General features: G+C 64.9%; 10 protein-coding genes. 9 read left to right on the top strand and 1 reads right to left on the bottom strand.

Going from position 1 to position 13,179, the window contains the following annotated elements; translation table 11 throughout:
* Window positions 1-20 precede the first annotated feature (20 nt).
* The 5 genes from AC0MRV_RS02455 to AC0MRV_RS02475 all read left to right on the top strand — a co-directional run bounded on the left by AC0MRV_RS02455 (window position 21) and on the right by AC0MRV_RS02475 (window position 7,157).
* Complete coding sequence (locus tag AC0MRV_RS02455) at window positions 21-998, top strand: NAD(P)/FAD-dependent oxidoreductase (protein ID WP_472762838.1); 978 nt, start codon at window positions 21-23, stop codon at window positions 996-998.
* A 103-nt stretch (window positions 999-1,101) separates the two neighbouring features.
* Window positions 1,102-2,175 (top strand): sensor histidine kinase, encoded by a 1,074-nt coding sequence (locus AC0MRV_RS02460; RefSeq protein ID WP_472762839.1) that lies wholly within the window; start codon window positions 1,102-1,104, stop codon window positions 2,173-2,175.
* 44 nt (window positions 2,176-2,219) lie between these two features.
* Window positions 2,220-3,026 (top strand): LytR/AlgR family response regulator transcription factor, encoded by an 807-nt coding sequence (locus tag AC0MRV_RS02465; protein ID WP_472762840.1) that lies wholly within the window; start codon window positions 2,220-2,222, stop codon window positions 3,024-3,026.
* 205 nt (window positions 3,027-3,231) lie between these two features.
* Window positions 3,232-3,945, top strand: coding sequence for a hypothetical protein (locus AC0MRV_RS02470; protein WP_472762841.1), 714 nt, complete (start codon window positions 3,232-3,234; stop codon window positions 3,943-3,945).
* 287 nt (window positions 3,946-4,232) lie between these two features.
* On the top strand, window positions 4,233-7,157 hold the full coding sequence (locus AC0MRV_RS02475; RefSeq protein ID WP_472762842.1) for a TonB-dependent receptor domain-containing protein: 2,925 nt from the start codon (window positions 4,233-4,235) through the stop codon (window positions 7,155-7,157).
* A 172-nt stretch (window positions 7,158-7,329) separates the two neighbouring features.
* Here AC0MRV_RS02475 and AC0MRV_RS02480 read toward each other — a convergent pair whose 3' ends face one another.
* The gene (locus AC0MRV_RS02480; RefSeq protein ID WP_472762843.1) at window positions 7,330-9,957 is read right to left on the bottom strand and encodes a CAP domain-containing protein; all 2,628 of its coding nucleotides are present in this window, start codon (window positions 9,955-9,957) and stop codon (window positions 7,330-7,332) included.
* A gap of 163 nt (window positions 9,958-10,120) precedes the next feature.
* Here AC0MRV_RS02480 and AC0MRV_RS02485 point away from each other — a divergent pair, with 163 nt between their 5' ends.
* The 4 genes from AC0MRV_RS02485 (at window position 10,121) to AC0MRV_RS02500 (ending at window position 13,132) form a co-directional block, all read left to right on the top strand.
* A complete protein-coding gene (locus AC0MRV_RS02485; RefSeq protein ID WP_472762844.1) occupies window positions 10,121-11,467 on the top strand; it encodes an FAD-dependent thymidylate synthase in 1,347 nt (448 codons plus the stop codon).
* A gap of 69 nt (window positions 11,468-11,536) precedes the next feature.
* Window positions 11,537-11,908, top strand: a complete 372-nt coding sequence (locus tag AC0MRV_RS02490) for a hypothetical protein (protein ID WP_472762845.1) — start codon at window positions 11,537-11,539, stop codon at window positions 11,906-11,908.
* Window positions 11,905-12,678 carry an endonuclease/exonuclease/phosphatase family protein gene (locus AC0MRV_RS02495; protein WP_472762846.1) on the top strand — a complete coding sequence of 258 codons (774 nt, stop codon included), beginning with the start codon at window positions 11,905-11,907 and terminating at the stop codon, window positions 12,676-12,678. The genes AC0MRV_RS02490 and AC0MRV_RS02495 overlap by 4 nt, the downstream gene beginning before the upstream one ends.
* A 118-nt stretch (window positions 12,679-12,796) precedes the next feature.
* Window positions 12,797-13,132: a PadR family transcriptional regulator gene (locus tag AC0MRV_RS02500; RefSeq protein ID WP_472762847.1), complete on the top strand. Its 336-nt coding sequence runs from the start codon at window positions 12,797-12,799 to the stop codon at window positions 13,130-13,132.
* The last annotated feature ends 47 nt before the right edge of the window (window positions 13,133-13,179 follow it).

Here is a 13,179-nt window from a genome sequence, read left to right on the forward strand (position 1 = left end):
CGGCGAATCGGAGTGCGGCCATGGCGGACCCGGTGACGATCGTCGGTCAGGGCATTGCGGGATCGATGTTGGGTTGGGCCTGCGAGCGCGCGGGGATTGCGTTTGAAATCATCGACCGCGGGCACGCGACCGCGGCCTCGCGGGTGGGCGCGGGACTGGTGAGTCCGGTGGCGGGCCGGCGGCTGGTGCCCACCTGGCGTTTTGCGGAGTGGCGGGACGAGAGTCTACGCCTGTATCAGGAACTTGGTGACGCATTGGGGCGGTCGGTCGTGCGGGAGATGCGGCTGCGGCGGATCTACCGCGACCAGGCGGAGCGGGCGCGCTTTGAGGCGCGTTGCGCGGTCGCGGAGGTGGCGCAGTGGGTGGCGGCGCGGGATGCCACAGGTCTGTGGTTGCAGGGGGCGATTCAGGTGGACACCGCGGCGATCGTCGCCGCGCTGCGCGAGCGTTGGATCGAAGCGGGCGTGTTGCGGGAGGCGGCCGTTTCGCCCCAAGAATTGCTGGGCCGTTCGGCGGTGATCTGGTGTGTCGGCGCGGAGACCGATCCGGCGATGGGGCCCTGGGAGCTTGCCAAAGGCGAGGTGTTGACGGGACGCCTGCCGGGGCTCGAACCCGACACCGTGCTCAACGACGGGCAGTGGATCATGCCGATGGCCGGCGATGCCGTGCGGGTGGGAGCGACCTTTGGCCGCGACGACTTGGAGCCGCGCCCGACCGAGCGGGGGCAGCGGGGATTAGCCGCGGCGGCGCGGCGGCTCACGGGGTGCGAGGTAATCGAGCCCCGGGGACTCGCGGGTTTGCGGGTCAATGTGCCGGACCGGCGTCCGGTGGTCGGTTGGCTGGACGGCGAGCGGCGGTGGGGCGTGTTCACCGCGTTGGCGGCCAAGGGCGCGCTATGGGCGCCGGTGCTGGCGGCGCAGTGGGCGGCGGACGGGCTGGCGGGGGAGAAAATCGAGGCGGAGGCGCGGGCGGACCGGTTTGAGGCGCCGCGGAATTGAGCGAGGCGCCGAGGTCGTTCGTCGCACGAGAGCGGCGTTTTGTCGCATTTTCTTTCCCTTTCGCCTCAGTATCGGCACGCCAAGCAGACTGGTCTCTTCGCTCATGGACAACCGTTACTCAAAGTGGATTGCGCTTCTCGCCGTTTGGGCGGCGGTGGGCTTGATCCTGAGCACGGAGGTTTTCTTCACAGTGCGGGTCACGCGGCCGGAGATCGCGTTCTGGGATGTGCTCGCCTCCCAGTATGCGCGCGTCGCGTTGTGGATGCTGCTTACGCCGGTCGTGTTGTGGTTGCGGCGGGTGGTGCCTTTGGCAACGGGGCGTTGGGTCGGTGGGGTCGGATTTCACCTCACGCTCAGTCTGGTGATCATGGGCAGCTACTACCTGGCGCGTATTGCCTTTGTGATGGTGCGCGAAGGGGAGCCACTGGCCGATTTCTGGGCGGTGGCGGTCGGTAACTTCTTCGGCCGCAACCTCATCGACGTGGTTTTCTATTGGGCGATTCTCGGCGCGGGTTACACCTTCGAGATCTACCGCAAGTTCAAGAACGAGCAGATCAAGGCGGCGCAGCTGGAGTCGCGGCTGGTGCAGACAGAACTGAGTTCGCTGAAGCAACAGCTGCATCCGCATTTTCTCTTCAACACCATGAATACGATCGCGGTGCTGGTGCGGGAGGAGCGCAACACCGAGGCAATCAGCTTGCTCTCCAAACTCAGCTCCTTGCTGCGTATCTCGCTCGATACCTCGCGGGTGGAGGAAGTGACGGTGCGGCAGGAAATGGAGTTCCTTGAGCGCTACATCGACATCCAAAAGATGCGCTTCGCCGACCGCCTGTCGGTCGACACCGCGATCAGCACGGAAGCGCTCGAAGCGCGCATACCGAACCTCCTGTTGCAGCCGTTGGTGGAGAACGCCATCCTCCACGGCGTGGCGCCGAAGAACGGTCCCGGGCGCGTGCGGGTGGCCGGCGACGTGCGCGAGGGGAGGCTGCATCTTGAAGTGAGCGACGACGGCATGGGCATCGACGGTGCGCGTGCCGACCGCTCCCGTGAAGGTATTGGTCTCACCAATACGCGCGAACGCCTGTCGCGCCTTTATGGCGTGCACAGCCAACTCGTGCTCAAGAGCGAGCCCGGCCAGGGCACCACCGTCTCCATCGTGCTGCCCTGTCGCATCTGATCTTTTCCGCCCCGCCATCCGACCCGACTCGACCCCCTGTCGCCATGCCTGCCTCCTCCCCGCCTCCTGCCCACCGCGTGCTCATCATCGACGACGAACCCGCCGCCCGTCGCGGATTGAACCTCCTGCTGAAGGCGGAGGCTGACTTCGAGGTGGCGGGCGAAGCCGGTGATGCCGCCGCCGCGATCAAGCTGGTGCGCAAGGTGCAACCCGACCTGATTTTCCTTGATGTGCAGATGCCGGGCGGCGACGGGTTTGACGTGTTGCGGGCACTGGCGCCGGAGGAGCGGCCGCTGGTGGTTTTTGTCACGGCCTACAATCAGCACGCTTTGCAGGCCTTCGAGGTGCACGCGGTCGACTATCTGCTCAAGCCCTTCGACGACGCGCGGTTCGCGGAGACCTTGCAGCGGGTGCGGGAGGCCTTGCGTTCCCGCCAAACGGCCGCGCTCAACGCCAAAGTCGATCAACTCATCGCTCAGCTCGCCAGCGGCGGCGCGGCGGAAAACGACGGCGGCTTCAACGATCGCATCTTGGTCAAGTCCTCCGGCGAGATCTTCTTCCTCAAACCTGGCGAGATCGACTGGATCGAAGCCGAGGGCGACTACATGAAGTTCCACGTCGGCGGGAAGTCGCACCTCATGCGGGAGACCATGGCGCGATTGGAGGCGCGGCTTGATCCGAAGCGCTTCGTGCGCATCCACCGCTCGACCATCGTCAACCTCGACCGGGTGCGGAAGTTGTCACCGTCTTTTGTGGGGGAATACGTCGTGGTCCTGCAGGATGGCACGAAGCTCAAGCTTAGCCGCGGTTACCAGGACAAGCTGCAGAGTCACCTGAAGGCGCTGCTGTAGAGGAACCGGGCAGACCGGTTGGCGCACGGGTTTTCTCGGATTCGGGACCGCGCGTTCCGGGCGCGGAACCGGCGCGGACGGACGGGGAAGAGCGGGCGTCAAGGTGTCCGGTCATCGATCGTTTTCATGGGGCGATTCATCGCGAAGTCCGGGTGGTTGATCGCTTCGCGGCAACGCAGGTATCGGGGCTGCGTGTTAGCAGGGCATGCATCGTCCTTTTCGTTTGATTCTCCTCGCGCTTTTACTGGCAACCGTGGTGTGGGGGAAGGCGGGCACCGAGCTGCGTTTCGCGGCGGATTGGCGTGCGGCGCGGCAAGTGCATGCGTTGCTCGCGCCCGATCGCTGGGCTCAGGTGATTCGGATCAGTAATGATGAGCCCACGCGGACAATGCCGGCGGTAACCTGGGCGACGGTGTTCGAGTTGCGGGATCGATTGTGGATCTACCTCCCGCGCGAAGGCACCAGCAGTTTGTCGGTCTACCGCGATCGTATGGCCGCGGACAAGTTGGACCTGTCCCTCGTCCTCGCGCACCGGCATCGCGGTTGGCAGGGTTATGAGGTGGTGAGAGCGGATGCGCGTAGTGGGGAATGGGATACCGTGATGCCGGAGGCCGCGGACATTCCCAATGGATGTTTCGTGCGCAGTCTGGCCTGGTTTCAAGGCCTCGCGAGCGTGGTGGATGCGCATCTGTTGATGATCTACGGCGGCTCGGGTCCCACCCGCTGGGGGCACACGGTGCTGTGTTATGCCACACCGGCGGGATGGTATTATTGGGACCCGGATGCGCCGGCGGAAGCGCGCATCATCCCCGGCGGCAACCCGGGGAACGATCTTGCGCGGGCCCGGCGGGTGAGTCCCGGCGTGCAACGATCACGCATCGAACAGGCGCGTCGCTTTGATCTCATGGCGACCGGATAGGTTGGGCCCGATACTCGTCCGATGAAACCGTGAACTGATCCGATCCCAACCGCGAGTGGTCGCACCATTCGTCGCACTGACCCGAAATCGGGACACGTTTTTGGCGCACAATCGTAACACCTGATCGTGCGGGGCTGTCGCTTCGTCGCATTGCCATTGTGAGGCGAGGGGGGCGGGCGAGTTTCGCCGCAAAGCAGCGACCAAGGGGTGCGCCGCACGCCCGTTGCTTTGGCTTACACAAACTACACGACCCAATGAAAAAGAAACCGACTGCTCGCGCGGTGCGTATGCCCCGTCGCGTTCTGGCGCAGGCCTTGGGCTGCGCGCTGCTGGTGGCTCCGGCCGCCGTTGCCCAGCAATCCCCGGCTTCCTCCGCAGAGGAAACCGTCACCCTCGGCGCCTTCGTGGTGACCGGCTCCCACATCCCAACGACCGAAACGGCCTTTGATGCCCGCACCATTCCGGTGGAGATCATGGACCGCGGTGAGATCGAACAATCCGGCTTCACCACCGCCGGTGAACTCCTGCAACGCATGACCGCCGCCAACGCCGGCTCCGTGGCCATTGCCAACAACGCCACCGGCTTCACGCCCGCCGCGTCCTCGACGTCGCTGCGCGGTCTCGGCCCCGACGCGACCCTCGTGCTCATCAACGGTGCCCGCGTTGCGCCGTATCCGATCGGCACCGGCGGCACCACTGCCTTTGTCGATCTCAACGCCATTCCGCTCTCCGCGATCGAGCGTGTCGAGGTGCTGAAGGACGGTGCCTCCGCCAGCTATGGTGCCGACGCCGTCGCGGGCGTGGTGAACATCATCCTGCGTCGCGACTTCGAGGGCACCGAGGTTTCGCTCGGTTACGGCAACACCACCTCGGCGGACGCCTCCGAACTCAACGTGAGCGTCATGACCGGCGTTTCCGGTGACCAAGGTTGGCTCACCGCCGGGCTCAACTTCTACAAGCGCAACGCCATCTTCCAGGCTGACCGCCCGTATTCCGCGGTGCCGCCGTTCCTCTCGAGCAACTCCAGCCCGATCAACATCCAGGTCACCCGTGAAGCCGCCAACGAGGCGCTTGGTCAGGCACCCGGTGCGTCGATCACGGGCGTGCCGGACGGGACCGATTTGTTCTTCACCTCCAGCTACGCCGCGCGGGAGCAGAACAACGGCAACCTGCCCGCCTCCGATTACACCTACGGCACGGGCCGTTCGTCTTCCTATAACTTCAATGAGTCGGCCGGTGCCTATCCGGAATACGAACGCTCCGGCGCCTTCCTTTCGTTTGAAAAGAAGGTCTTCGGCTCCGACACCCTGCGCGCCTACGGCGACATGATCTACCAGAACACCAAGGCGGTGAACGAGCTCGCGCCGTCCGCCACCGGCAACTTCGCCAACCCGGGCGGCGTCTCGATCGTGATCCCGGCGCGCACGCCGAATCCCTTCCTCACGCCGGGCGAACAATCGGCCGGATCCCGCTCCGCCGCGCCAGGTGCCTTCAATCCGTTCAATCCGTTCAACCAGGACATTTCCGGCGCCTCCCGCGCCCGTCTGGCGGAGTTTGGCAACCGTATCTACCGTGAGGATACGGACTCGATCATGGCCACGCTCGGCCTCAAGTCCGACTCGATCTTCAACGATTGGACCCTCGACATGGGCCTGCGTTACAGCCGTATCGACACGGCCTCCAACGACACCCTCGTCTCGATCTCGCGGCTCAATCGGGTGATGAATGCGGCTGATCCGATCTTTGACCCCAACTCGTCCGAATACATCGGCACGACCACGCCCTACAATCCCTTCGGCTACTACAAGAACCCGATCGAATCCAACGCCCTTGTGGTCGATTACGCCTCGGTCAACCTGCACAACCTGAACGAGTCCGACATGGGGCTGGGCTTCATCCGTCTCGGCAAGGGTGACCTCTTCACCCTGCCGGCGGGCGATGTCGGTTTTGCGACCGGTATGGAATACCGCATCGAGTCGATTTCGCAGTCGCCTGACGCACTCGGTGTTTCCGGCGACGTCATCGGCAGCTCCACCGCCAACATCACCGACGCCGATCGTTCGATTGGTGCTTGGTATGCCGAGACGGAGATCCCGCTCGCCCGCGACACGCCCGGCGCGCAGCTCCTCACGCTGAATCTCGCCGGTCGCTTCGAGAAATTCTACACCAGCGACAAGGACACCTTTGTGCCGAAGTTCGGCCTCAAGTGGCTGCCCTTCAATGACGAGTTCGTCATTCGCGCGACCTACGGTGAAGGCTTCCGTGAGCCCTCGCTCTACGAACTGTTTGCCAGCGGTCTGACCTACTCGCTCACGCCGGTGACCGATCCGCTCACCGGCGTCACCGAGCCCGAGCAGGACGTGACCATTGCCTCCAGCCCGGCCCTCGCGCCGGAGGAGACCAAGAGCATCAACCTCGGCTTCGTGTGGACGCCGTCGGCCGTCAAGGGCTTCACCTTCTCGATGGACTTCTGGAAGATCGAGCGCAACGGCACGGTCACGGTCGACCACCAGGACGTGATCAACCGCGACTTCGCGGGTGAGACGCTGCTGCCGGGTGAAGGCGTGCAGCGCGACAACGCCGGCAACGTGATCCTCGTCGACGGTGTTTTCCGTAATCTGGGCAACACCAAGATCCAAGGCATCGACTTCGCCACCAGCTACGCGTTGCCGGTCGAGGGTTTTGGTCGCTTCGACATCTCGCTCAACGCGAGCTACCTCGATTCGGTCGAGATCCAGCAGTTCCCCGGCGCGCCGTTCTTCCAGTATGCCGGCGAGGCCGATGATATCCTCTTCGATAACGCCACCGGCGACGTGTCCACCCCTGGTCTCGGCGACGACGGCTACGTGCAGTGGAAGAGCCAGCTCATCCTCGATTGGAGCATGGACAACTGGTCGGCCAGCATCACCGGTCACTACACCGATGGTTTCCGCGACTTCACTGGCGACTGGGACCCCAGCGTGCCGGATGATCCCGCGACCATCACGCAGGTGGCCTCCCGCACCACCTGGGACGCACAGCTCAACTACACCGCGTTTGCCGGCGCCGACCGCTGGTATGGCGACACCCGCCTGACCCTCGGCGTGCGCAACCTCTTCGACAAGGATCCGCCCTTCGTGAGCGGCTGGGGGGGCAACACCAACGGGTATCCAGGTTTCCTCTACAACTCGGAGGGCCGGTTCACCTACCTCACGCTGACGAAGAAGCTGTAAGCGAACGCGGTCGTTCCGTCCGCGCTCAAACACGAAGCCGCGCCCGAGTTCCGGGCGCGGCTTTTGTTTTTCGGTGGGGCAGGGAGGACCGGGCTCACCCGCCGCCGCCAAGGCTGTGGCGGGCAGGGACGAGCCCGGCTACAGCGATGAGACGACGGGCGGTGACCGTTGCTCACGGCACCTCGTAGACTTCGACGAGGCCGATGCCGGTGGTTTCGTTCACTCCGCTCACGGTCGCGGTGTAGCTGCCGGCGGGCAAGGTGACGAGCAAGGCGGCGTCGAGGTCGGAGGTGAGCTCAAAGGCGCCGACGGTGCTGGCGGCGGCGGCGACATCGGGGTCGCTGTTCCAATTGTCGTTGCTCGCCAGCACACTCTCGGAACCGAGCGGCTTGATGACGAGCTGCGGGTTGGCGAGCGTGCCATCGAGGAAGGGCGCGAGGGAGGCGCCCACGCCGCGGATGAGCAGGGTGCGTTGACCGGTGCCCTGAATGCCGAAGCCGGCGATGAGCACGTTGGACCCGGTGCCGACCTGGTTGCGGGCGGAAATGTTGATCAGCTTCGAGGTGCCGGTGCCAATGGCGTCCTTGTCGTAGGCCTCGACGACGACCACACCGTTGTTGCCCTGGGTATCGACGAGCACGGAGTGGAGTTTGGGCTGGAGGTTCACGTCGATGGCCGCGTCTCGGGAACCGTCCTCCAGCGGGAAGGCGCCGAGGGAGGTGAAGACCGGGCGCAGGCTGGAGTCCCAATTGTCGTTGGCGTGGATCTCGCTGCCGTCGCGGAAGATTTGCAGTGCGGGATCGGGCGCGGCGCCTTCGACGAAGGGATCAATGGCCGGACCGAGCACGCGCACGACGACCGGCTTGGTGCCGCTGCCGCCGACGACCATGCCGACGTTGAGGGTGTTGAGTCCGGTGGCGGCGTTGGCGCGCACGGAGAGGTTCACGATCCGGCTGTTGCCGGTGGAGGTGCTGGTCGCGGTTTCGGCGATGACCGTTTTGGTCGGCCCCCAGTCCATGCCATAATTGCCGAAGAACATGCCGCGCGCCTGCAGGATTTTCGGACCGTTCGTGGCCGGGCTGAAGGTGAAGCTGGAGCCGGCGATGTGGTTGCTGATGGAGGCCTCCTCGACGCTCATGATACCGCCGTTGAGGCGGACGTCGTCGATGAGCCAGCCAATGGTGGGACCAGTCTGGTTAAAGTAGCTGCCGCTCGTGTGGGAGTAGGTGAAGCGGACGCGGATGGTTTGGCCGGCGTAGGCGGCGAGGTCGACGGAACGGTTCTGGAAGGACGATTCCGTGGGGCTGCTGCCGTCGCTGTCACCCGCTTGCTCATAGACAATGGCCCAACCCTTGCCGCCGTTGATCGAGACCTCGGCGCGGGCGATTTGGTTCACCGTGGCGAAACCCAGTTTGGAGGCGAAACTGAGCGAGACCGCGCCGGACGGCGGCACGGCAAAGATGCCCGGCAGGGTGAAGGACTGGGTGGAGGAGACCGGGTGGGCGAGGTGGAAGGAGCCGTTGCCGGTGGCGGCGGTGCCCGTCAGCCATAGCGAGTAGCTGTCGCTGGTCCCGTCGATTTCGGGGTGGGAGTTGAGCTCCTCGGCGCCGTAGGCGGTGCTGTTGGACCCGTTGACGAGTTCGCGCCATTGGATGCCGCTGGCGAAGGACGGCGCATTGACGGTGTAGGTGTTGCTCTGGTTCGTCTTGGGACTGCCGGTGCCGCTGATCGTGGCCTCGGTGGTATCGGCGCCGGCTGCGTCGGGGTCGAAGACCGTCACGGTGTAGTTGAAGGTGCGGGTGCTGCCGCCGACGTTCACGCCGGCGACCGTGACCTCGTAGTCGACATCGGCGGAGGGTTTGTCGTGGGAGGCGAGGTCATTGCCGGACTTGCCGTCGTAGAGCCACACGAGGGTGACCTCGTTGCCGAGGGATTGGTTGCCGGCTTCGATGAAGGTCGAGATTGGGGTCCCGTTGCGCGTCATGGACACCGTGGCGCCGGAGAAGTTGGCGCCGGGTAGGGTGATCGACCAGCGCGGCCAGACGAGCTGGTAGGGCACATGTCCTGGGGCGGGCCAGGCGACGAACTCCTCGCGGGTGGCGGGGCGGGTATCAAAGACACGACCGTCGTTGACCCAGAGGGTGTTGGCGGGGCGAAAACCGCCCTGGGCCTCCACGTCGCCGGTGCCCATTTCCTGCAGCTGGGGCATGAAGATCCAACGACGATGACCGACCGCTGCGTTGTTCGAACCATGGTCGCGGATGTAGCCGTCGATCGATTCGGTGCCGAAGGTGCCGAGCGCGAGGTTGCCCTTGTCGGAGGCTTCGGCGCCGTCGGCGGTATAGTGGGTCCACGAGGTGGGCGGGGAGTGGTCGATGTCGTCGTTGGCGCTGGACATCAGGGCGCCCTGTTGTGCTTTGGCCGAGAAAGTGTTGTTAAGCGCGATGGCGGCGGGCACGCCGACCATGGCACGGTAGAAGTTCACGCGGCCGATCACCGAGGCCTTGAAGGCGGCCGACGTCGTGCCCGGATCGCCGGTCGCGGTGTTGCCATTCCACTCGCTGGGCACGCCTTCCGTCGCGCCGTAGATCGAGCGGAAGAATTGGCGTGATTCCTCGCGGGAGGACGGGTCGACGGTCCAGGGTTCGCCGTCGCGTTGGACCTTGGGATCGATTTCCGACATCGCCTTGAGCGCGGCGGCTTCGGCAGGGGTGGGCTCCGAGGGTTGGGCAACCAGACCGGAAGAAAGGGTCAGGCAAGCGAGCAGGAGGGCAGGGGAACGGGTCAGGTCACGAAGCATGGGAAAAATGGGTGGGAGGGGGACGCCGAGAACGGGTCGATCCAACCGACATGCGGAAAAACCGCCAACAAAGATGCAACTTATTTGAAGGCAGCGTCACCGGACGTGATTTGACCGGTTTTGCCTTTGCGCTCGGGGGCGATTTTTGCGCCCATGGCGGCCGATGCGCATCACTGGTCTCGCCCTTGTCCCGCCCCCGACAGCCGCCGATCTTCCCCGAGTCACGCCCGAACTGCTCGCCTCCGTCCTGGCCCGCTACTCCCGCAGCAACGACGGCATCCATTCCATCCTCGAGAAGGTGGATCTGGCCAATCCGGACGCCTCGATCGATCGCATCCTCAAGTTTGTCGATTACGGCCACGCGTCGATTGGCGGCCTGACCGGCGGGCTGGCGGTGGCGCTCGATGACGTATCAATGTGGTTGGCTCTCAAGGTCTTCGAAATCGCCCAAATGGCCGACGGCCAGGAGTCGAGCACCCGCTACATCACCATGGATGCCAACAACCTGCCCGATCCGGCGGCCATCGGCATCCCTGACGATCTCGCCGAGCGCTGGCGCGGCCTGATGGCGAAGTCCTTCGCGGCCTATCACGCGGAATACGCTCGGCTCGACGCCCTCGGCGAAGCGGAGCCGGATCGTATCCGACTGCCGGACGGCGCCAAGCCCGCCGTCATCAACCGACTGCGGAAGAACTTCGCGCTCGATCGCGCCCGCTACTTCATCCCCATGGCCACCCGCACCAACCTCGCGCTGGTGCAGACCTCGCGCATGTGGGCCACGACGGTGAAGCACCTCGACTCGTTGCCGCACCCGGAGGCGAAAGCCGCCGCCAAGCTCATCCGCGACGAGCTCGTCAAACAGTCGCCGCGGCTCATGCGGCACAGTTTTGCGGAGCAGTCCTACCTGGCGCAGGCCGATCAGGAACTGGCCGCCAGCCTTTCCCTGGGCCTCGAGCGCCTGAGCACTGATGCTCTGGCTGACGAAGTCTGGGTGCATGTCGATCGCGCCACGCCACCGTGGTTGCCCGAGACACAGTCGGTGGCCGAGGCGCTGCGCCATCGCACCAACCGCTACGGTTACCAAGGCACCGCGACGCGGCGCATGCGGGTGAATTTCGCCTGGAACAACATGGCCTTGGCCGAGCTGCGCGACCTCAACCGCCACCGCACCGGCCAACGTTGGACGCCGCTCATCCAGGCCGGTTTCTACCTGCCGCCCGAAATCGAGCGCGCCGATCACGCCGCGCTTCTGGCCGAGCAGGCTGAGCTCACCCGCGAGCTCATGGACCGGGGCAGTCCGGCCTACGTCTATTCGCTGTTGCTCGGTGCCCAGACGCCGTTTGAGCACGGCACGCACGCCGACAAGTTCATCTACGAGGTGGAGTTGCGCACCGGCATGGGCGCCCACTTCCGCTACGCCGAGCATTGCAGCGCCGCGTTGCAGGCCTTTCTCGAACAAGTGCCGGAGGCCCGCGAGTGGGTCGTCGAAGGCACGGCCGAACCGGAGTAGGATGGCGCCTCGAGTCGGCGGAAAATTGGGCTTGCCGCAGATCGTTGGCAAACAAGCCTTCCTCGCAGCATGCGGCGTGCGTCCAGAATCCCGATCGTGCTGATGGCGGCCATGTTGCCGCTGGTTGCTTGGGGGCGTGACGACAGCAACCACCGGCCCCTGTGGCCCGCGGCGCAACGTTCCGCCCGACTGGGAGACGTGTCTCGGCCGACCGTGACGGTCATGCGGCCGAGCGAGCAGCGCGCGACGGTCTCGGGCCGGACCGAAATATCGGTTTGGCGTGCATCGACCGGGCTGGTCACGGTGCAGCGCTCCCCACGACGCCTGGCGGGGCTCGCCCGACTGTTCGGACGCGCCGATCGGGACGCCGGCGCCAGCGACCCGCTGGTGGTTCAGCCCGAGAGCAACGCGCGGCTGCAGAAGAAAGGCCGCCTCCCGTGAGCCGTTTCCGTTTTCTGCAGTTCAACATGCAGTTTGGTCAGATCTGGGACGACGCCGATCCGGACAATGCGCCCATCGATCTGGACCAGACGATCGCGGAGATCCAACGCCACGACGCCGACATCATCACCCTCCAGGAAGTGGAGCAGGCGCGACCTGGTGGCGTGCAGGCTCAACCGCCCCCCAATTTTGCCCGGCTGCGCGAGGCCTTGCCCGGTTATCACGCAACCTTCAGTTACCCGCGCGCCGACCCGCGCGAGCTGCCCTTCGGCATCGGCCTGGCGATCTTCTCGAAGACGCCGCTCAGCGACGAGATGCGGATCGATATCCCCTCGCCGCCGGTGGAGTTCGACTTTTTTGGAGAAAGCAAAACCCCCACGGATCGCCTGTTGATCGGCGCGAAGACCCGGGTGGGCGATCGCGAGCTTACTATCCTGAACACCCACTTGCTCGCCTTCTTTATGTTGAAGACGAGCAGCGAGGAACATCCCGAACAACGCCGACTCGTGGCCCGCGCGCTGCAGCAGGCCCAGGGGCCGACCCTGTTGGCTGGCGACTTCAACGTCAGCAAACCCGACCCGTTGATCGACCAGTTTGGTGCGGTTGGTTTCCAGACGGTCCAACGCGACACCATCACGTGGATGCGCATGCCCTTCGTGCTGGATCATATCTTCCACAACGCCGCGCTGCGCTGCGTGCATCACGAGGTCGTGCCGACCACTGCTTCGGACCATTTGCCCCTGCTGGCGGAGTTCGAATTTGCGGAATAACGCGGGCCGCTGAGTCAAAACACCCGGGCGCCATTCGCCCCCAATTTCCGCCTTTTGCCCTTTTTCCCTTGCGCGTCTAGGGAAGAGCTGGCTTTCCCTTGTGCATCTAGGGAAAGCCATGAGTAAACTCGAACTCCTCCAAGGCACGCTCGACCTCCTCGTCCTTCGCGTGCTCAACGCCGGCCCGATGCACGGGTTCGGTATCGCTCAAAAGATCCACCTGCTCTCGGCCGACGCGCTGCGCGTTGAAGAGGGATCGCTCTATCCGGCGCTTTACCGCATGGAGCGCAAGGGCTGGATCGAGGCGGAGTGGGGCGTTTCCGATAACAACCGCCGCGCGAAATTCTACGCGCTCACCAAAGCCGGCCGCCAGCAGCTCGTGGCCGAGCAGGCCACCTGGGAACGCCTCACCTCAGCGGTGAGCCAGGTGCTCGCCAAAGCGGACGAAGCCTGAACCGCGCCGCAACACCACCACCGCAACCACCGATCGGGGAACCCGCC

The sequence above is a fragment of the Actomonas spartinae genome, from assembly GCF_051209155.1.
GTDB lineage: Bacteria > Verrucomicrobiota > Verrucomicrobiia > Opitutales > Opitutaceae > Actomonas.